The sequence below is a fragment of the Opitutaceae bacterium TAV5 genome (assembly GCA_000242935.3).
In the GTDB taxonomy this organism is placed as follows: Bacteria; Verrucomicrobiota; Verrucomicrobiia; order Opitutales; family Opitutaceae; genus Geminisphaera.
The window spans coordinates 5,329,033-5,348,596 of record CP007053.1 but is presented as its reverse complement, the minus strand read 5'-3'; the positions used below and the strand labels follow the sequence as shown (position 1 = coordinate 5,348,596).

The following is a 19,564-nucleotide window of genomic DNA, read 5'->3' as shown; positions in this document are numbered from 1 at the left end:
CATGTGATGATGCGAAACGTCGCAACCATGGGGAGCCCGGCATATATACCCGTATATAAACTACATGACATGTGCGCGTCTCCCCTCTATCCGCACCCGTTTTTCGGCTTCAGGTGTCCCGGCTGCCAGAATCCCTCGATCAGCACCCGTTGGGGATGGGGCGGAATGCCGGATTCGTTGCGAGCCAGCATGCCCACCAAAACCTCCACCGCGGTGGCCCCGACAAGAAATCCGTTTTCGTTGATCCCCGCCCGCTCCGGCTCGCTGGAAAACACGGTGTGGTAGACCACCCGGGCGTTGCCCGGGATGGGGAACGCCTTTTCCGTGTTTCCGCAGATGATGATGACCTCGGGGTGGTATTTTTCTGTCCATGACGCGAGCCTGGCCGGATCGCGATTCTCCATGCCATCGTAAGCCAGCACCGGCACACGATCCCTCGCAGGGAGGTTGTGGTAATCCATCCAGAAGCCGGCCTGCCAGTGGTTGTCGCAACGCACGTCGAAAGTCGTGTCCACATAGAGACCGATCCGCCGGTATCCGAGCGCGCGAATCGACGCCAGCATCATGCGCATCTGGCGGTATTGGTTGGGCGCGACGGAGTGCAGCACCGGTTTTTGCAGGCTGTGCCCGATCATCACCGAGGTGAATTCCTCCCAGCGCATGTCGATCGACGCCCGCCCGCGGGGCAGCGGGGCAACCACGATGCCCCTGATCTGCCGTGTGTGCAGGATCGTGCGCAGACGCCCGGTGCTCATTCCCGGTGCGCGCAGCAGGAACTCCTTCAGGGCAAAGCCGAGTTCAGCCGCCCGCGTTTTCACTCCCTCCAGCACCTCGTGATAAAACAGGATGTGGGTCAACTCCTCGCGTGTGTCGTAATCGTCCAGCCATGCGATGACCGACCGGCTGCCCGGCGCCGAACGGTGCCGGCTCAACGCGCTCAGCAAAGCGTCCTGCCTGTATCCCATCTCCTTGGCCAGCGCCTGCAGCCGCGCCCGCGTTGCAACCGAGATGCGAGGATGGTTGCGCAAGGCCATCGATACCGACGATGGATCGACCCCCGCCCGCATGGCGATGTCCTTGAGAGTGATTCGACGGTTCATCGTTCTCATTCAATACCGGGAATCCTCGAAGGCAAATCCTTCTGCTCAACTGCTTGAGCAACGAGATTCTTGTCACCCCGAACCCTCCAAACAGTATGCACCGTCATGCACCTCTACTCCCCGAATGCACTCAGGCATTACTTGATGCCAGGCGAGGCGACATCCCCCCCTCGTCTGCAGATTATTCCGTCCTCACGCATCCCTTTTCGGGGTTTTACCCTCATCGAACTGCTCACCGTCATCGTTATCATCGGCATACTCGCTGCGATCAGCATTCCCGTCGTCAGCCGTGTCCGACGCCACGCCGAGGACATCCAATGCCGCACCGCTCTCCGCCAGTGGGGTGTCGCCATAAATCTCTACATGAACGATAACAAGGGTTACCTGCCCGGCCCGCTCAACACCAGCGTCAGCTCCATTAGCGACCCCGAAGCCAAGACCCACAATCACCTCGGCACCAAGCTCGCCCCATACCTCCTCCCCAATTCGACGACGCGATCCCGCATTCCCGACAGCCATGTATGCCGGGCCTGGAGCAAGGAAAAAACCTCCGATGATGCTCCGGTCTGGCAGCTCTCGCACACCGTCCCGCGGAGCGACGGCTCCGGTAACTTATATCCGTGGGGCTACCCTACGAACCCTGCCAATAACAAGCCCCGCGTCTGGTCGACTCTCGACCAGGACATCAACATCCGCACCGCCCGTGCGCTCCGGGATATCGACAAGGGCCTCTCGGCCGAGGCCACCGATGGTCGCCCCGGGCAGCCCGTCCACGGCGACCACCGCAACGTCCTCTACCTCGACTGGCACATCGGGCGGGAAGCACTCGACGCCAACTGAGCAGCGCAGGCCGCTCCCGCCTACCCTCCCCCAGACTGACAATCGCCAGCCTTTTCCGATGCGTTTCTGCATTTTCGCAGCCTTTCTTCTTGTCACCCGGATGCTCCTCGCGGCTGCGCCCGAGCCTCCGCCCGTGTCCGTCACCGACGCGCAACGCCGCGAGTTCTTCGCCGCACTCGACCTCGATCAACCCGGTCTCGATCCCGTACGCCAGGCTGTGCGCTCGGGAGATCTCCCCGCTGCGCAATCCGCTTTTGCCACCTGGCTCCGCGAGCGTCGCATCACCACCTGGAGATTCGACCCCCGCTCCGCCAGCGTTCCCGACGCCGCCCTCCGCTTCGACCGGCAGGCTGCAGCCGACGCTGTCCGCGGGCGCATTGTCGTGGTTGAAATCGCCCACGATTTTCCGGGGAACGACATCGACTGGCACCACAACCCCACCCGCAACGCCCCCGGCATTGCCTATAACCCCGAATGGCAATGGCAGCTTTGCCGCATGACGTTCTGGCATGATCTCGCCGCCGCCTGGCGCGCGACCGGCGACGAACGCTATGCCCGCGCCTGGGTGGCACAGTTGCGCTCCTTTGTCTCCCGCTGTCCCGTGCCCGGCGATGCGGCCAACAAGCACGGTTCAGCCTGGCGGACAATCGAGGCGGGCATCCGCATGAATCGCTGGCCCGAGGCGTTCCACAGCTTCCTGCTTTCCCCGGACGTCACGGATGAGGATCTCTTCCTCTACGCGTATTCGACTCTTCAGCACGGACGCTACTTGCGCGCGCATTCCACCTCGGCCAACTGGCTTACCATCGAAATGTCCGGCTTGTATGCCGCGGGGACGATCTTCCCCGAGTTCAAGGAGGCCGGGGAGTGGCGCCATTATGCGGCCGCCCGCCTGCATGAGGAGATCACCGTGCAGTTCCTGCCCGATGGCGCCCATTATGAATACACACCCGGCTATCACAATGGCGCCCTGACCAGCGTCCTGGCCATCCCCAACCTGGCCAAGGCCACGGGGCGCCTGGGAGAGATCCCCCCGGGCTATATCACCGCCCTTGAGCGCGCGTTCGATTACAACCTCCGGCTCATGACGCCCGACCGGAGTCTCCCGCGCTTCAACGATTCCTGGCCCGTGGACGTGCCGCGTGTTTTTCGCCGGCAGGCGCTGACGTATTTTTCCTCGCGGCCTGATTATCAATGGATCGCCTCCGACGGCGCGCGTGGCGTCCCTCCCACGGCGGCCGGGTCCAGCGCGTCACATGCTTTCCACTACGCCGGCTATTACGTCATGCGTTCGGGCTGGGAGCGCGATGCCAACTACGCCGTGCTCGACGCGGGCCAACTCGGCTATGGACACGTGCACCAGGACAAGCTCAATCTCGTTCTCTGGGCCTATGGCCGGGAGATTCTTTTCGACAGCGGCGGAGGTTCCTACGAGCGCAGCAAGTGGCGCGCTTACGCCACCGATACCTTCTCGCACAACACCGTGCTCATGGATGGGAAACCCCAGCGTCGTCAGACCTCCAACCGCGAAGCCAACGTCTCCCGCTCCCCTGTCGACGCCCGCTGGCAGAGTACGCCGGAGCACGATTACGTCACGGGCGTTTACGACGAAGGCTACGGCGATGAGAAACCCGGACGTGTCCGGGGTGTTCACACTCGCCGCGTCCGGTTTCAGAAGCCCGATATTTTCGTCGTCGTTGATACACTACAGCCGGAAGCCGGGGACACCGCCGGGCATACCTGGCAGGCTCGTTGGCATCTCCTCAGCACGGCCACCCGGACCGACGCCGCAACCCAAGCCACGTTTACGACCGACGCCGGGCAGCCCAATCTCGCCATCATTCCGCTGCGGACCACCGGGCTCGACGTGCAGTCGGCGGTCGCCCGGACCGAACCCGAAATCCTGGGCTGGCATGTGCGCAAGGACCAGACTCCGCAAACCCTGCCGGCAACGACCCTCCTGCATACACGCAGGGGCTCCGGAGAACAAACGTTCATCACCTTGCTCCTTCCTTTGCCCAAGGACGCCAATCCGGCCGTCAATCCAGTGACAGGAGTCGAGCATCTCTCACCTGTTGTTAGCCGTGTGACGTTCGCCGACGGACGGCTTCTCACCATCGACACCGGAGCTGCCTCCGATGCTCCGCTCACCGTTTCCGAATCACGCCCATGATTCGGCCTCAATGCATCAACCGGGTCTTCAAGAAAAAACAAACATCATGAAAAACAAACGACTGATATCCTCCACGCTGCTTGCCGCCCTCGCCGCCACGCTTCCCCTCCACGCTGCCACCGTCAGCTGGGATGGCCAGACCAACGAGACTTGGGGAACCGCCGCCAACTGGAACCCCGATGGAGTGCCCGGTGCCGACGACGATGTGATTATCAACATCGGCACCGGCCTGAACGCCAGCCGTCGTCTGAACTTTAACGTGGGCTCCGCCAGCATCCAGTCGCTGACCGTCGGATTGGACGGTCTCGTCTTCCGTGCAACCAGCGGCACCGACAGATCACTGACCATCGGCGCGAGCGATACCGGCAGCGTCTCGTTCATCACCATGAACGGGAACGCCCACAACACGGAACATTCGTTCACCTCGTCTGGTACAGCCAATCGCCTGATTGTCCAATTCGGCCACCAAATCACCCTCACCGGGAACGGCACCGGCGAATACCGCTTCGCCCGCTCGGTGTTGACCAACACCAGCAGTTCGACCGGCACGGATACCATCATTTTTGCGGGCTCTGGCAATTGGGGCTTTATAAACGATGGAGTTCAGGCCAGCGCCCTCGAAAAGACCAGCGCCAACGCCACGCTCGACGTGGAGCTGAAAAGCGGCGCCAACGCCTTCACCGGCACCCTCCGCTACGCCACCACCAACGCCATGAACGTGGACAACGTCCGCGTGAACAGCGGCACCCTTCGCCTCGAAAACGCCACGCTCACCACCACCGGCAATTCCACTGTCACCGGCCTCACCGTCGGCGCAGACGGCACCTTCGGCGGCACCGGCACGGTGAACGGCTCGGCCACCATCGCCGGCAAGCTGACCGTCGGCCTCGACGCGACCAACGGCACGCTGACCTTCAACAACGGCCTCACCCTGCAAGCCGGCTCCGAAACCCGCCTCGACATCGGCAGCCTCGCCAACTTCGACCGCGTCGCGCTCGACGGCGGCTCCCTCGTGCGCGGCGGCACGCTCTTCCTCACCCTTTCAGGCGCCTATGCCGATGGTGATTCATGGACGCTCTTCACCGGTCTCGACGGCGCCACCGGTTCCTTCACCTCCATCGTCCTGAATGGACAGGCTCTCAACCAGTCCGGCGATATCTGGAGCGGCACTTACAACGACCTCGCCCTCCAGTTCAACCAGGCCACCGGCATCCTCGCCCTCTCGTCCGCGATTCCCGAGCCCTCGACCATGGCCCTCCTCTTCGGCGCCTGCACTCTCGCACTCGTCATCGTCACCCGCCGCCGCTGAATCCCCGGAGGGCAGGCTTTCCCGGCCGGCCCACCCATTCCCTGCTTCCATGAACCGCATCCTCCTCACCCTCCTCCTTCCCGCCGTTTCCACGCCGATGTCCGCCGCTCCCGCCGCTGTCTGGAATCATCCGGTGCGCCCCCCCGAAGAAATCGCGCACCTCTCCGTCGAGGAACTGGCCGCACCCGCACTCGTGCCTCCTTCCGTCAACACGTCACCGCTTCCCGAATACGGATACGACCGCCTCGACTATGGCATGACCATCGGCATCGAGCGCACCCCCGGCGGCCGTCTCTGGGCCTGCTGGGTCGGCGGTGGCGACAGTGACAAGGCCTTCTTCGTCCTCGCCACCAGCGATGACGACGGCGAAACCTGGTCGCAGCCCCGCGCCGTCCTCGATCCCCATGACGAGAGCCTGCCCCTGCGTCGCCGCACCGTTGTCGGCAATCTTTGGACCGATCCCAAAGGCCGCCTCTGGCTCTTTTTCGACCAGTCCACGGCCATGTTCGACGGACGTGCCGGGAGCTGGTTCACCCTCTGCGAAAACCCCGACGCCGATCAACCTGTCTGGTCCAGACCGGTGCGCATCTGGCACGGCTCCACCCTCAACAAGCCCATCGTCCTCGCCAATGGCGACTGGCTCCTGCCCATCTCGCTCTGGCATCGTGGGCTCATCCACAAACCATTCGCCGAGCGCGATGCCTTCCGTGAACTCGACTCCCTTCGCGGCGCCAACGTCTTCGCGTCGGGCGACGAAGGCCGCACCTGGGAACGCCGTGGCCGCGTCGCCTTTCCCCGTCCCAATTTCGACGAGCACATGTTCATCGAGCGCCGCGACGGCACGATCTGGATGACCGCCCGCACTCGTCGCGGCCTTTACGAAAGCATTTCCGCTGACGGCGGCCGCACCTGGAGTGCCCCGGTCGAGTCCGCGATCAAGACCGCCTCCGCCCGCCACTTCATCCGCCGCCTCGCCTCCGGAAACATTCTTCTCGTCAAGTACGGCGAGAAGATCGACGAGGTTCCCACGCGCGACGGCAAGACCGTGCGCTCCCACCTCACGGCCTTCCTCTCCGACGACGACGGCCACACCTGGAAAGGCGGTCTGCTTCTCGACGATCGCACGCCCGTCACCTATCCCGACGGCTTCCAGGCGCCCGACGGCACGCTCTACGTCTCATGGGACAAGTCGCGCAACGCCGAGGGCGAGGTCCTGATGGCCCGCTTCACCGAGGCCGACATCCTTGCGGGCGAGTTTACCGGCCCCAGGTCGCGCACCCGGATGCTGATCAGCCGACCCGACCCTGAGGCGGTCCGGATTCGCCGTCAGCACGAAAACCTCGAAAAAGCTGCCGCACAGTCCGCACCCAAGGTCCCCTGACAATCCGGCGCGTCCCTGTCCTCCATGCCGGTTACCTCATGTCCCTGGAGGACGACCGGCTCGCGACCCACTACGCGAGAACCCTGAAACCATAAATTTCGGCGAGACCCAGCGTTTCCTGCAATGACGGGATGCTGTCGGAGCATGTCGGGCTGCCGAGGCAGGCGGCGGCGGTGCAGACGCCGAGCCTGAGCGAGTCGGCAATGGGCCAGTCTTCGTGCAGGCCGTACAGGACGCCAGCGGCGAAAGCGTCGCCGGCGCCCGCCGTGCCTTTGATCGCAGCCGACGGAACGCGGAGGCTGGGCTGCCAGTGGAGCGAGCCATCGGGTGATGCGGCGCAGGCGGCTTCGGGCGCATGGAAAACCACCTGGCGGCGAACGCCAAGATCCACAATGGCGCGGACCGCGCGCTCGACATCGGCTCGATTGAGTTTTCCTGTGGTGTGAAGATCGATACCGGTGAGCTTCCCCGCCTCGAAATCGTTGACGAAAAGGATATCCACCTCGGGAAGGACGGGGCGCACGATGGTCTGGAAACGGTCGCTGTTTTCGCTCACGCAGTCGAGCGAGGTGAGCAGGCCGGCGGCACGGGCGCGGCGGAGGACATCGCAAATGCGGGGAATCGCAGCGGGGGCGCTTCTCGCCAGTCTGGAGTTTAGGGTTTGGGGTTTGAAGTTGTCGGCGGGGAGGGAGGGGAAGGCGGGGATATCTGAACTCTGTACCGAGGCCGCAGGCCGATAGTCTGACACTCCAGACTCCAGACTTTGAACTGCCGCGTCAGCGGCTGGTTCGTCGAGTTTGTCGAGGAGCAGGATGTAACCGATGTGGAAAATTTTCGCGGCGGCGGCTTGCGGGGTCGTGAAATCGAAGTGCTCGGGCGCGAGCAGCGCGTTGGCGCCGCGTTGATGGAAAAACGTGCGGCGACCGGTTTGTGAATCGGTCATCACATCGCTGTAGGAAGTGGGCGCCGCCGGGGTGGTGCGGAGTTGCGTGGTGTCGATGCGGTGCGCGCGGCAGTCATCGAGGATGCGGGCGCCGTCGGCATCGGCGCCGACCAGACCGATGCCGGCGAGCGGGCAGGACGCCCCGAGTTTTGAAAGGTTTTTCAGGATATTGTAGGGCGATCCGCCATTGCCCCACGACTCGGCGGTGATGTTGGCGAGGGCATCCTGCGGCGGCCAGGCGTCGAGGGTCTTGACGTGATCAACGATCCAGTTGCCGCCAGCAAGGATTCCGGAGCGAGGAGAGCGAGACATGAGAGGTGTCGTATTCAGAATTTTGAACAGAAGTTAAGAAGGGTACGAAGATCGGCGGGCAAAGGGAGGCTTTGGCGAGCTTCTGAAAAATGCTTTTAACCGCGAATGGACGCGAATGGACGCGAATAAAATACAACCAAACCAGAACCCAATTCCATCAGCGTCCTTATGAATTCGCGTTCATTCGCGTCCATTCGCGGTTGGTTTGCCGGATCGGCAAACGGGATTTTTCTGTTACCTTTCCGACAGCAGGCGAACATCTGCCGGTTCGTCTTCCTCGATGCCGGGATAACGACCGATGGCGGGATCGAGGAAAAAGTTGTCGTTCACGTCGTCGTTCGCGGTGCTGACTTCGCCGATGATACACTCGTCGCTCGTCGGCCAGAAGGCGTGCCAGATCCCGGGCGTGAGCGTGACGCGATGGCCGGCCGGAAGGACGAGGAGCTGACCGGCAGGGATTGTGGCCGGAGTGCCGTTGACCGACAGCGTGAGGGCGGCGCCGGAACCGGGCGCGCGGGAAACGGTGCCGGCGGGAGGACGCCGGGAATGGAGCGAGAGGGTGAGTTCACCGGTCCGGCAAATGATGTCCTCCTTCTTCTTCGCGTGCGTGTGACAGGGCGTGGTCTGACCGTGGCGCGCGTACATGAGTTTTTCGCAGTACTCGGGCTCGGCGGCGAGGTTGACGAGTGTCAGGCCGTAGTGCTCGAAATCGCCGAGACCGAAGTCGGTGATGTCCCATTGCGGAGCAGGCGGAAGCGTCCAGTGGTGGCGCGTGAAACAGGCGAGAGCGTCGCGGCAAGCGCGGTTGATGGCGGAACGTTTCATGATGAAAAAGCTGAAACGCTGAAAACTGAAATACTGAAATCAGACTTCGGCGATCGGCAGGTTTGAGTGGATGCGATGGGGGGGGGAAGGTTTGGGTTTCAGCTTTTCAGTTTTCAGCGTTTCAGCTTTTCCCGGAGTTACCGCGTCAGCGGTAACTCTGGAGGGTGGTAGTCTGCCGGAGGTCGGCGGCGAGGTGGCGTTGCGGTCTGCTGCCGAGGCGGTCGAGGTCGGCGTGGTAAGCCTTGACGGCTTCGACGGGCGCGATGAGGCCGTCGGTAATGCGACGCAAATACAGGATGAACGTCAGCGGGTGTTCGGAGAGGTTGATCTTGCGGCCGAAGAGCGCGACACGGGCGCCGTATTTTTGCGCGTCGTGGATGAGCTGGAAGGCGTCGAGCGTGGTGCCGGCGCTGCCGCCGAGAATACCGACGATGAGGTTCGGGTCGTAGGCGACCAGTTCCTCGAGCGGGCCGGGGCCGTTGTAGGGAATTTTCAGGAACACGGGTCGGCCCGACGCCGTGACGCCGGCCAGCGTGCGCACGATGTGATCGTTCAGGAACGCGGCCACCGTGCGGTCGGGAATGGCCGGGTTGACGTTGGGGTTGAACACTTCGAGGAAGTAACGGAAGCGTTTTTGCTCGGCCTCGTGGCGAAAGGCGTGGAAGGCCTCGAGCGCGTAGTAGTCCCAGTCGATGTTGTTGGTGAAGGTGATCGAGTAGAGGCCGAGGTCGGCGCCGGCGGCAGGCGCGGCGTAGTCGCGGGCCTCGCCGGGTGCGGGGAGGCGTCCGTATTTGATGTGATCGATCGAGGCCGTGCGAAAGGCGCGGGAGGGATGGCTGGCGTATTTGCCGCCGCGGACAGCCCAGATATCGGTGGTGTCGTTGGCGCGGGCGGCGGGCGTGATGGCGGAGTTTTCGAAGAGTTTTTCCGCCATGCCGAGCTGTTCGAGGTTGGAGGCGGAAAGAAGCATGATGTCCACGATGTCCTGACGGATGACTTCGCGGATCTGCTCGCGGTAATCGGCGAGGGTTTTCCAGCAGGAAGCCGCCGATTCGGTGTAACAGTGGCGGTTGCCGCCGGAGGATGCGGAAGACGGCCCGGGAGCGGTGACGCCAAAAGCCATGTCGGCGTCCTTGGCGTCGGCGATGATGAAGTCGGCGGCGGTGGCGCGGTTTTGGCGGATGCGGGCGATTTTTTCGTCGAGGCGCTTGGTCATTGGAAGAGGAAACGGGTATTGACGGGGTGACGGACGGTGATGCCGGAGACGGAGCGGAGCCGGATATGACCGCCGTCGGGCGTGACGCCGAGGGTTTTGATCCGGTCGAAACCGCGCGGGAGGGCGACGACGCCCATGATGTAGTTGACCGCCAGCATGCGATCGCAGCGGAGGCGGAGCACGGTCGGAATGCCGGCGCGCGCGAGCGGATTGGACGCGGCGGACGGCGCGAGGCCGAGATGAAAGTAGCCGGTGACGTCCTCCACTCCCAGCACGCGGCGATGCCGGCCGGACCAGGGTGGATAATGGCGGCCGCCGTTGGAATGCCAGAGGATCGTCGAGGCGAGGACACGGGGATCCTTGAGCGAGAACCAGGCGTAGCCCGCTTCCGGATACGCAACCGCCGCCCAGGCGACGGGGGAATCCGCGCGGGCGGACACCATGACGAGGTCTTCGTAACCGGCGCGGGCGGGATATGTCGTCAGGTCGGCAAATCCGCCCGCGGCCAGCGGCACCCGGTCAAGGCGGCGGAAGGCCGCGCCGGTCCTGAGCGAAAAATAGCCGCCGGCCTCGGGCGCTTCGAACGGCACGGGGCAGACGCGCCCCTCGCGCCACGGACCGAGTGCGAGATGGCCGGGTCCGTTGTCCTCGGGGAAGGCGAGCATCGCATGATGCCCGAGGCAGAGCGGGCCGGTGTAGCCGCGCAGTTCGTGGCGGCAGTAAAGATTGGTCTCGTCGTGGCGGAGGGTGATGCGCTTGGTCACTTCGCCGGGACGGACGCGGGTGCGGAGCGTGGCGGAAAATTCGACGCCGCAGGGCAGGATGCGCTGGTCGGCGAAGGTCCACGCATTCACCGCCGTCTCGCCGTGCGCGGGATGCCGCTCGCCACGCCAGGGCGTCTCGTTGCCGCCGAACGGAGCGCAGAAAAAGTCGCCGCGCAGGGTGCGGAGGACGTTGTGTTCCCGAGGCGGTTCGGGATCGGCGGCCCAGGGAGCGATGGCGAAGGGTTCCACGATGCCGTGCGCGGTCCGGAAACGGACGGGGGCGAGGTGGCCGCCGTCGCGCGTGAGGCTGGCTTCCACACGATCGCTGCCGAAAGTCCATGACGGAGCGCCGGCGACAGTCCGGAGCGGCGGGGCGGAGCGGGATGATGACGGAGGCATGGGGAGAGGAAGGAGAGGACGGCGCGGGAGGAAAAGGGAAGGCGGTCAGCCGGCGCGATGTGGTTATTTTTTAACTACGTGCAGGCGCGTCCCGCTTTTGGCGAGCGCGCCGCGTTCGGTCCGGGTGAGGACATGATCCGTCACGATGTCGTGGATCTGCGCCCAGCCGGCATAACGGATGGCGGCAGGTTGCATCCACTTGGAAGCATCGGCGAGGAGAACCACACGTTTCGCGCGGGTGAGCATCCGGCCTTTGACGCCGGCTTCGGAAAGCTCCGTCGTGGACGGGCCTTCGGCGGCGGCGATGCCGGACGCGCCGAGGAAGGCGATATCGACCTGGAGCCGGTCCATCCAGTCGAGCGTGGCGCCGCCGGTGAGCGCCTGGCTGATCGCCCGCACCTCGCCGCCGAGCGCCACCACGCGGCTGCGGGTATCGGCGCGGGCGGCCTCGGCGAGAAGCGGGATGGAGTTGGTGAAAATCGTGAGGTTCCCGATCGCGAGGAGGCGCCGGCCCGTTTCGAGTGCGGTCGTGCCGGCGTCGACGAACACCGTCTCGCCGGGTTGCACGAGCGCGGCCGCCGCCCGGGCGAGCGCGGCCTTGGTGTTGAGCGCCGCCTTGCTCTTGCGATCGAACGGCACCTCGCCCCGGGCGTGGTCGGGATGAAGGACGCCGCCGTGCGTGCGCACGATTTTTCCCGTTTTTTCCAGAAACGTCAGATCCCGCCGGATCGTCGCCGGGGAGGCGTGCAGGAGTTTTTCCAGCTCGGGAACGGTGAGCGGGGAACGTTTTTGCAGCGTGTCGAAAAGGATCCGGTGGCGCTCGTGAGCGAACATGATCCACTTTTAAAATCGCTCACAAACGATCAGGTCAAGGGTAATGAAAGAGGCCGGAGCGATGAGGGAACAACTCAAGGTGGCGCCAACCCTGCGAAGGTCACCGAAAACCGGAAGAGATGGAGCCAGTAGATACCATGAGGCCGACAAGAGGGGGAAAACCCGCCAACTTGTCGGCCTCATGGTATCTACGACCGATCCGGCGACGCCTCGCGTCGTCAGCAGCGGCAGGAATGCCGCCGCTCCTTCACTCCGGTTTTTTGGTACACTGCGGCTGCGCGCCGGCCGGCAGGGGCGGGATGCCGCCCTCCCCCGCTTTGGGCAATGTACCATTCAGTTCCTGGCGCCAGTGGGCGACGTCGCCGCCGGGGCAATACACATAAATCATGTGCATCGGCTCGTCACCGGTGTTGGTCAGCTGGTGGAACTTGCCGGGCGGCATGTAGACCGCCTGGCCCGCCCTGATCTCGCTGCGTTCGTTGTCGACGCAGATTTCACCCTCGCCCTGGACGATGAAATAAACCTCTTCCTGCTCCTGGTTGTGCCACGGCACCTGGCCGCCGTGCGGTTCGAGGATGGAGTATCCCATCGAAAAACCCTTGGCGGGGATGGGCTGGCCGAGTTGGCCGACGAGGCCGCGGCCCCAGCGACGGGCGGGGAACGTGCCGCCGGCGATTTTGGCAAGATCAGCAATAATCATGGTGCCGGAACCCTGGTTTTGCACACGATGCGCCGCGAACCTTTTGGATAACGCGTGTCGGCATGCGAGCGGTTTTGTGCTACCGGGAGCAGGGAAAACAAACGATCCTCCCGGCTTTAGTGCCGCTGCACTTGCGTTTGGCCCCTGCTCTCCGCAACCTCTTCACTTATGCTCTACGACAGGCATTACATGCGCGACTCCGGACGCCGGTCACCACTCTCCGCAGTGGGCTGGGTGCTGGTGGTCATCGTCGGCGTGTTCCTCCTGCAAATCCTTTCCCAAAGGCTCTTTAACTACAACCCGCGCGGCTATTCGCAAGAGGATCCCCTCAGCGCCTTCGCCCGGCTCGACGGGTATGCCATCCGCCACTGGCATGTGTGGACGTACCTTACGTACGCCGTTCTGCACGGCGGCATCCTGCACCTGCTGCTCAACTCGGTGGGACTTTTTTTTATCGGGCGCACCGTCGAAACCGTGCTCGGCTCCCGGCGGTTTCTGATTGCTCTCGGCGTGTCCATTCTCGGCGGCAGCATCCTGTGGACACTCGTCAATTTCAACCAGTGGGGAGCGGTCGTCGGCATCTCCGGCGGCGTCATGGGGCTTTTCACGATCTTCGCCTGCCTTTATCCGGACCGGCCGATCACGCTTCTGGTCTTCTACGTCATTCCGCTCACCATAAAACCCCGCTGGGCGCTCATCATTTTCGGCGGCATCGACCTTGTGGGTCTGCTCGCCAGCGAGTTGCCCCGGCACGGGGCCGGCCTCTATTCCGATGGCATCGCCCACTCCGCCCACGTCGGCGGCATCATCGCGGGCTGGCTCTATTACCGGTTCTTCCTGCGCGAACGCGACGAGACCCTCACCCGGCAGCCCGCGATCGAAAAACCCGGCTGGTTCAAGCGCGCCGCCGCCACCGGCACCACCACGACCTACCGTGTCAATCTCTCCACCCGATCCGCTCCGCCGCCGGCCGCGGCCGCGCAGGCAACCGCCGCCACCGAACGCGACCTCCGGGCCGAGGTCGACCGCATTCTCGACAAGATCAACAGCGAGGGCTTCGGCGCTCTCACCACCGAAGAAAAACGCACTCTCGACGAAGCGCGCGACCTTATCTCCCGCCGTTGACCCATTCTCCCGGCCCGCGCCGCGCACCTGCGGCGCCCCGGTCAACTTCCCGCACACACCTTGTTTTTCCGCCCCCCTTTTCGCCCGATCATGCACAAGCCATCCGCCGCCGCCCTGCGCAAATGCCTGCGCCAGGCTTTTCCTCTCGCTCTCGTCTCGCTCACCGCGCTCATGCTGCTGGCGGCGACCTCCAGCCCCTCGAAACCCGAAGCGCCTCCACCCGCAGCGGATAAAGCCGGGGCGCCCGCCTCTCCCGCTCCGGCTCCGGAAGCCAGACCCGATCCCTCCGACGCCTCCACCTTCACCACCTCGCCCGAACTCGCGCTCGAAGCCCGCGCTCTCGTCCAGCTCCTCGGCGGTTACCACTACAACCGCGACGCCGTCAAACCGGACAACTACGGGGAAGTCATCACCGGCTACATGAAGGACCTCGACAGCCAGCGGCTGTTCTTCCTCCAGTCCGATGCCGACGATTTCACCGCGCGCAATCCCGCCAGCGGCCTCTACTACAGCCTCACCGCCCTCGGTCGCGTCCAGCCCGCCTACGAAATTTACGGCGTCTACCAGAAACGTGTCCGCAGCCGCGTCCAGTGGATCTTCGACCACCTCGACCAGCCCGTCGACATGGAGGCGACCGACACCTACGCGTTCGATCGCAAGGACTCCCCCTGGCCCGCCACCGACGCCGAGGCGGATGCCCTTTGGGAAAAGCGCCTCCGTTTCGAAATCCTGCTCGAAGTGCTGAGCAAGAAAAACGATCCGAAAAAAACGGCCCTGAAAAAAACATCACCGGAAAAGACCGATGCAGAAGCCGCGCCGCCGGATGCCGCCGGCGACACCGGCACCGCCGGAGAACAGCAGGAACCGGAAGCCAAAAAGCCCAAACCCTCTGCTGCCCCGAAATCGCCTGAAGAAATCCTCGCCGACGCCCGCACCACCGTGCGCAAACGCTACGAACGCGTCCTCCGCAATGTGGACGATGTCACCGCCAACGATCTCGCCGAGATGTTTCTCGCCCGGGTGGCCCAGCTCTACGATCCCCACTCCACCTATTTTTCGGCCGACACCTACGAAGATTTCAGCATCAACATGCGCCTCCAGCTCTTCGGCATCGGCGCCCTTCTCAGTGTCGACCCGAGCAGCGATGTCTGCGTCATCAAGGAGATCATCCCCGGCGGTCCTGCCGACCTCTCGAAACTCCTCAGGCCGAACGACAAGATTATTGCCGTGGCCCAGGACAACGAGGAGCCCGTCGAAGTCATCGGCATGAAGCTCCGCCGCATCGTTGAAAAAATCCGCGGCCCCAAAGGCACCAAAGTCCACCTCACGATCCAGCCCGGCGCCTCGACCGACGAAACCGAACGCCGCGTCATCACCCTCACCCGCGACGTCGTCAATCTCGACTCCGCCCGCGCTCACGCCGCCGTCTTCGAAATCCCCGCCGCTGACGCGGCAGTTCAGGGTTCAGGGAGCCCAGCCTCCTCCCCCCCCGCCGACAACTCCAGACTCCAGACCCTGAACCCTGAACCGGCGCGAAGCGCCGCCACCCGCCGCATCGGCGTCATCACTCTCCCCGCCTTCTATGGCCGCGACGCCTCCGGCGACGGCGAACAGAACAGCGCCAGCCGCGACATCGAGGAGCTCATCACCCGGCTCAAGGCTGCCAAAATCGAGGGCCTCATCCTCGACATGCGCGCCAACGGCGGCGGCCTCCTCTCCGAGGCGATCAAGATCACCGGCCTCTTCATCCGCACCGGCCCGGTCGTCCAGGTGCGTTCCTACTACGGCGAGGTGAAGATCGACCGCGACGAGGATTCCGAAATCGCCTGGGACGGCCCCCTCGCCGTGCTCGTTTCCCGCTTCAGCGCCTCGGCCTCCGAGATCGTCGCCGGCGCGCTCAAAAACTACGGCCGCGCCGTCATCGTCGGCGACAAGTCCACCCACGGCAAGGGCACCGTCCAGCAGATCATCGAGATGAAGAACGTGCTCCCGCAGCTCGCCAAAACCCGCAGCGGCGCCACCAAGCTCACCGTACAAAAATTCTACCTGCCCAACGGCGACTCCACCCAGCTCAAGGGTGTGGCCTCCGACATCGTCGTCCCCTCGATCAACGACTACCTTCCCATTGGCGAAAGCGACCTCCCGCACGCCCTGCCCTGGGACGACATCACGACCAGCTTCTACGGCGGCCAGCCCTACACTGCCGCCAACATCGAGCCCCTGCTCAAGGCAAGCGAACAGCGTCAGCACGACCTCGAGGAGTTCATCTACCTGCGCAAGCGCATCGAACGCTTCCGCGAGCGGCAGGAGGAGAAAACCGTCTCGCTCAACCTCAAGGCGCGCGAACAGCGCAAGGCCGACGACGCCGCCTTTGCCGACGAGATGGACGCCGAGCGCAAACGGCTCGAAAGCGGCGCCTACACGTTTACCGAAGTCATGCTCGCCCCCCCTCCCCCGCCGCGAATCAAGGCCGAGGATGAAAATACGGACGACGACGCGGCCGGTGACCTTCCCGACGAGAATGAACGCTATGCCAAGCTCGACATACCGTTGCGCGAAACCCTGCGTGTGGTGGACGACATGATCACGCGCGGCACGCCGCCGCTCCAGCCCGACACCACGCCCCCGCCGCGCACCATGACTGCGAGCACCGCCGCCGAGCCCGCCCGGAAAACACCTCCCGCCAAACCGCTGGCCGACTGAGCGGGACGCCTGAGCGGCGATGAGCATTACCCGCATCCCTCTTCACGCAGCCGCGCGTGATCTGCTCCTGCTCGCCGACCCGTCGCCGGAAAGCATCGCGGCGTACCCGCCCGACAGCCTCGTTTTCTGCCATGCCGAAAACGGTGAACAAACCGCTGTCGCGGTCTTGCGACCGGAATCCGGCGGCGGCGGCGACTTTGAGTTGCTCGCCATCGCCGTCCGTCCCGACCGGCAAACCCGCGGCGTCGGCAGCCGGCTGTTGCGACACGCGCTCGACCACTGCCGTGCTGCCGGCGCTTCGTGCGTCACGGTCGGCACCGGCAATTCCAGCCTCGGTCCCCTCGCCTTTTACCAGAAACATGGCTTCCGCATCACCGGAGTCATCCCGGATCATTTCGCCGGCTACCGGCCGCCGATTTTCGAAAACGGCATCCGCTGCCTCGACCTGATCCGGCTCACCTGCCGGTTTGAATAATCGCTCCTCCGTCACAAAAAACCCCGCGAACCGGGATGATTCGCGAGGCGCCACTTGTCGGAGAGATTGTCCGCAAGCGTCAGTCGGATGGTACAATAACGACACCGGCCGGCGGGTTCCCCATACCACCCGATCCCTGAGACTGCATCACCACCAGCGCCGCGCTGCTGGTCACCGGCCGGCCGGCGGGGTTGTCCACCGTGACGGTGTAGTTGCCGGCATCGGCGAGGGTGAATTTTTTCAGGCTCAGGGTGGACTTGGTCGCGCCGGCAATCGGCTGGCCGTCCCTGAACCACTGGTAGACCAGCTTCGACGTGCCGGTCGCCTTGACCGAAAGCTTGCCCGACTTGCCCTCGGCCAGGGCAAGGTACGCCACCGGCTGCACCACGATCGCCGGTGGCTCCACCACCTTGATCGTAATGGCCTTGCTCTTCGCCTTGCCGACAACCTTGCCCTCGCCGTTGGTAACCTGCACGGAGTATTTCCCGGTTTTGGCGATGCCGGAAACGACGAGAGTGGGCCCGTTGGGCGCGTCGGGAATCGGCTTGCCATTGAGCAGCCACGTCCAGGTCAGGGGCGCGGTGCCAGTGCCGTCCTGCAGTTCCGCGGTGAAGGTCACGGAGTCGCCGGCCACGATGCTCGTCGTGCTCGCCGTGATGCTCGTGATTTTCGGGGGCGTGATCAGCTTGACCGTGCCGATTTCGCCGGTGACGGAGCCGGCGCTGTTGCTCACGCGCACGCTGTACACGCCGTCGGCTTTGGCCGTCCAGGTGGCCTTGGTAGCTCCGGGAATCTCCACGCCGTCGAGCAGCCATTGGTAAGAGGGCTTCGCCTTGTTTTTGGCGAGCTTGACGGAGAGCTTGGCGCCTTTCGAAGCCAGCGCCACGATTTCGCCCGACGAAGGGGTGACGATCTCGGGCGGCAACACGGCGGTGAGTTCCGCCGCCTTGCTCGTGGCCGTATTGGGGCCGCTGGTCGCCACGACGGTGTACTTGCCGATATCGGCGGCGGTGACGCTGGCGATGGTGTAGCTTTCGCCGGTCGCGCCGGGGATGTTGACGCCGTTGAGCCGCCACTGGTACGCGGGCGCAGGGTTGGCCGTGGCCAGCGCCGTAAATGTCACCGACTGACCCAGTCCGGTCTCCTGCTTTTTCGGCTGCAACGTGAACTTCGGTTTGACCGGCACCTCCACCGTCAGCACGGCAGCGGCGCTGGTGATCTCGCCTCCGGCATTGCTGACTTTCACCGTGTAGTTGCCCGCGTTTTTCTTCGTCGTCTTCGCAATCGTCCAGGTGGAAGCCTTGGCATTCTTGATCGCCTTGCCATTCAGATACCACTGATACGCCAGCGGTCCTTCGCCGGATGCGGAGACCGAGAAAGTGACGCCTTCGCCCTGCCAGACGGTCCGCGAAACAGGCTGCGCCGTGATCACCGGAGCGTCCGGCTCGGGCTCCGGTTCGGTCACTGATCCGGGCGTGAGGATGCCCACGCCGAGATCGGCAAAGGTGATCGCTCCGCCGCTGTTCTCGATGCCGTAAAAGGCATAGGCGATCCGGCCGTCGGCAAGCTGCACGCCGGCCAGTTCGTCGCGCCAGCGATTGCCGTCGGTTTCCAGAAAATGGAGCGACTGGCCGTCGTCGGAGAGACGGGCGACATCGGATTCTCCGTCTCCCCCCCGGATCACATACTCTCCTGTCCGGGATCCGGCGCTGATCTGCGCAGCCACGCTGTTGACGCCCGGTCCGTCGCCTTCGTCGGTGGCGATATAGATTTCCGTACCGGAAAACGTGCCCGTCCATTTGGCCGGATCGGCAGCGGGCAGCGGATTCCGCGTGAGGACGCCGGCAAAGCCTTCCAGCCACAGGAGATTGCCCTCGCCCGAGCCGGAGCCGACGACCTCCGCGGCCACGTAGTGGATGAGAGCGGTGTTGGCGTCGATCCAGAGAATCGTCCCCCAGGTGGTCTCCCCGGTTGACGGGGAGGAGCCGTCGGAGGAATCGCTGAACGAATAAAGATTGCCGCTCCGGTGCAGCGGCACCGTCGCCGGTTCGTCAAAAAACAGCCAGCCCTCGCCGCCTGGCGTCAGGGTGTAGTCCCCGCCGCTCGCGGTGATGGTGAGGGTGCCTTCGGACGGTTCGCCGGCGGTCTGCGCGCCGCCTTCTGTCTCCGCCCAGGTCGAGAGCCCCGCAAAATGCCAGGTGCCGGTGATGTCCGGCGTCGCCGCCCGAAGCGGTGCCGCCAGAAAAAAGGCCAACGCGCCGGCCAGAGCCGGAACGAGCGAAACGACGCCGCGCGCGACGCGCAGGACGTGGGCGACACGCAAGGCGCGACGGACGATGCCGACGCCCTGCACCGCAAGTGAGACAGAAGTGGAGATCATTATTTTCCCGAGTCCGGTAGTGAGCCTGAAGCCGCTATAAGCGGTGGACCTGCGGCGTATCATGCCAAACCTGATCGCAACGTCA

The 19,564-nt window shown here is 64.2% G+C and carries 15 protein-coding genes; 7 read left to right on the top strand and 8 right to left on the bottom strand.

What is annotated here, in order from left to right; translation table 11 throughout:
* Positions 1-86: 86 nt before the first annotated feature.
* Positions 87-1,100, bottom strand: coding sequence for a LacI family transcriptional regulator (locus OPIT5_22730; GenBank protein ID AHF92620.1), 1,014 nt, complete (start codon positions 1,098-1,100; stop codon positions 87-89).
* Between the two features lie 144 nt (positions 1,101-1,244).
* Here OPIT5_22730 and OPIT5_22725 point away from each other — a divergent pair, with 144 nt between their 5' ends.
* From OPIT5_22725 to OPIT5_22710, 4 genes are read left to right on the top strand one after another with little or no spacing between them, the layout of a single operon-like run.
* Positions 1,245-1,940 (top strand): hypothetical protein, encoded by a 696-nt coding sequence (locus OPIT5_22725; GenBank protein AHF92619.1) that lies wholly within the window; start codon positions 1,245-1,247, stop codon positions 1,938-1,940.
* Positions 1,849-4,113, top strand: a complete 2,265-nt coding sequence (locus OPIT5_22720; GenBank protein ID AHF92618.1) for a heparinase — start codon at positions 1,849-1,851, stop codon at positions 4,111-4,113. The genes OPIT5_22725 and OPIT5_22720 overlap by 92 nt, the downstream gene beginning before the upstream one ends.
* A 10-nt stretch (positions 4,114-4,123) precedes the next feature.
* Entirely contained in the window at positions 4,124-5,422 is a 1,299-nt protein-coding gene (locus OPIT5_22715) for a hypothetical protein (GenBank protein AHF94649.1), read from the top strand.
* Entirely contained in the window at positions 5,241-6,803 is a 1,563-nt protein-coding gene (locus tag OPIT5_22710; GenBank protein AHF92617.1) for a hypothetical protein, read from the top strand. Before OPIT5_22715 ends, OPIT5_22710 begins: the two co-directional genes overlap by 182 nt.
* A gap of 70 nt (positions 6,804-6,873) precedes the next feature.
* Here OPIT5_22710 and OPIT5_22705 read toward each other — a convergent pair whose 3' ends face one another.
* The 6 genes from OPIT5_22705 to OPIT5_22680 form a co-directional block, all read right to left on the bottom strand.
* Positions 6,874-8,058: a ribokinase gene (locus OPIT5_22705; protein ID AHF92616.1), complete on the bottom strand. Its 1,185-nt coding sequence runs from the start codon at positions 8,056-8,058 to the stop codon at positions 6,874-6,876.
* A gap of 234 nt (positions 8,059-8,292) precedes the next feature.
* Complete coding sequence (locus OPIT5_22700) at positions 8,293-8,883, bottom strand: hypothetical protein (protein ID AHF92615.1); 591 nt, start codon at positions 8,881-8,883, stop codon at positions 8,293-8,295.
* A gap of 145 nt (positions 8,884-9,028) precedes the next feature.
* Positions 9,029-10,099: a hypothetical protein gene (locus tag OPIT5_22695; GenBank protein AHF92614.1), complete on the bottom strand. Its 1,071-nt coding sequence runs from the start codon at positions 10,097-10,099 to the stop codon at positions 9,029-9,031.
* Positions 10,096-11,262 (bottom strand): hypothetical protein, encoded by a 1,167-nt coding sequence (locus OPIT5_22690; GenBank protein AHF92613.1) that lies wholly within the window; start codon positions 11,260-11,262, stop codon positions 10,096-10,098. Before OPIT5_22690 ends, OPIT5_22695 begins: the two co-directional genes overlap by 4 nt.
* 63 nt (positions 11,263-11,325) lie before the next feature.
* Complete coding sequence (locus OPIT5_22685; GenBank protein AHF92612.1) at positions 11,326-12,096, bottom strand: DeoR family transcripitonal regulator; 771 nt, start codon at positions 12,094-12,096, stop codon at positions 11,326-11,328.
* 247 nt (positions 12,097-12,343) lie between these two features.
* Positions 12,344-12,796, bottom strand: coding sequence for a cupin (locus OPIT5_22680; protein AHF92611.1), 453 nt, complete (start codon positions 12,794-12,796; stop codon positions 12,344-12,346).
* A 168-nt stretch (positions 12,797-12,964) separates the two neighbouring features.
* On the opposite strand from OPIT5_22680, the gene OPIT5_22675 reads away from it, so the two are divergent.
* The 3 genes from OPIT5_22675 to OPIT5_22665 all read left to right on the top strand — a co-directional run bounded on the left by OPIT5_22675 (position 12,965) and on the right by OPIT5_22665 (position 17,099).
* Positions 12,965-13,921: a protease gene (locus OPIT5_22675; protein ID AHF92610.1), complete on the top strand. Its 957-nt coding sequence runs from the start codon at positions 12,965-12,967 to the stop codon at positions 13,919-13,921.
* 90 nt (positions 13,922-14,011) lie between these two features.
* The gene (locus tag OPIT5_22670; GenBank protein AHF92609.1) at positions 14,012-16,624 is read left to right on the top strand and encodes a carboxyl-terminal protease; all 2,613 of its coding nucleotides are present in this window, start codon (positions 14,012-14,014) and stop codon (positions 16,622-16,624) included.
* A 19-nt stretch (positions 16,625-16,643) separates the two neighbouring features.
* Positions 16,644-17,099: a GCN5 family acetyltransferase gene (locus OPIT5_22665; GenBank protein ID AHF92608.1), complete on the top strand. Its 456-nt coding sequence runs from the start codon at positions 16,644-16,646 to the stop codon at positions 17,097-17,099.
* 79 nt (positions 17,100-17,178) lie between these two features.
* Here OPIT5_22665 and OPIT5_22660 read toward each other — a convergent pair whose 3' ends face one another.
* Positions 17,179-19,479 carry a hypothetical protein gene (locus OPIT5_22660; GenBank protein AHF94648.1) on the bottom strand — a complete coding sequence of 767 codons (2,301 nt, stop codon included), beginning with the start codon at positions 19,477-19,479 and terminating at the stop codon, positions 17,179-17,181.
* Positions 19,480-19,564: the final 85 nt, after the last annotated feature.

Coding starts and splice junctions, on each gene's coding strand:
- OPIT5_22710 (AHF92617.1), top strand. CDS start 5,241: ATGGACAGGCTCTCAACCAGTCCGGCGATATCTGGAGCGGCACTTACA.
- OPIT5_22690 (AHF92613.1), bottom strand. CDS start 11,262: ATGCCTCCGTCATCATCCCGCTCCGCCCCGCCGCTCCGGACTGTCGCC.
- OPIT5_22675 (AHF92610.1), top strand. CDS start 12,965: ATGCTCTACGACAGGCATTACATGCGCGACTCCGGACGCCGGTCACCA.
- OPIT5_22660 (AHF94648.1), bottom strand. CDS start 19,479: ATGATCTCCACTTCTGTCTCACTTGCGGTGCAGGGCGTCGGCATCGTC.
- OPIT5_22665 (AHF92608.1), top strand. CDS start 16,644: ATGAGCATTACCCGCATCCCTCTTCACGCAGCCGCGCGTGATCTGCTC.
- OPIT5_22705 (AHF92616.1), bottom strand. CDS start 8,058: ATGTCTCGCTCTCCTCGCTCCGGAATCCTTGCTGGCGGCAACTGGATC.
- OPIT5_22720 (AHF92618.1), top strand. CDS start 1,849: ATGGTCGCCCCGGGCAGCCCGTCCACGGCGACCACCGCAACGTCCTCT.
- OPIT5_22685 (AHF92612.1), bottom strand. CDS start 12,096: ATGTTCGCTCACGAGCGCCACCGGATCCTTTTCGACACGCTGCAAAAA.
- OPIT5_22700 (AHF92615.1), bottom strand. CDS start 8,883: ATGAAACGTTCCGCCATCAACCGCGCTTGCCGCGACGCTCTCGCCTGT.
- OPIT5_22680 (AHF92611.1), bottom strand. CDS start 12,796: ATGATTATTGCTGATCTTGCCAAAATCGCCGGCGGCACGTTCCCCGCC.
- OPIT5_22725 (AHF92619.1), top strand. CDS start 1,245: ATGCCAGGCGAGGCGACATCCCCCCCTCGTCTGCAGATTATTCCGTCC.
- OPIT5_22715 (AHF94649.1), top strand. CDS start 4,124: ATGCATCAACCGGGTCTTCAAGAAAAAACAAACATCATGAAAAACAAA.
- OPIT5_22730 (AHF92620.1), bottom strand. CDS start 1,100: ATGAACCGTCGAATCACTCTCAAGGACATCGCCATGCGGGCGGGGGTC.
- OPIT5_22670 (AHF92609.1), top strand. CDS start 14,012: ATGCACAAGCCATCCGCCGCCGCCCTGCGCAAATGCCTGCGCCAGGCT.
- OPIT5_22695 (AHF92614.1), bottom strand. CDS start 10,099: ATGACCAAGCGCCTCGACGAAAAAATCGCCCGCATCCGCCAAAACCGC.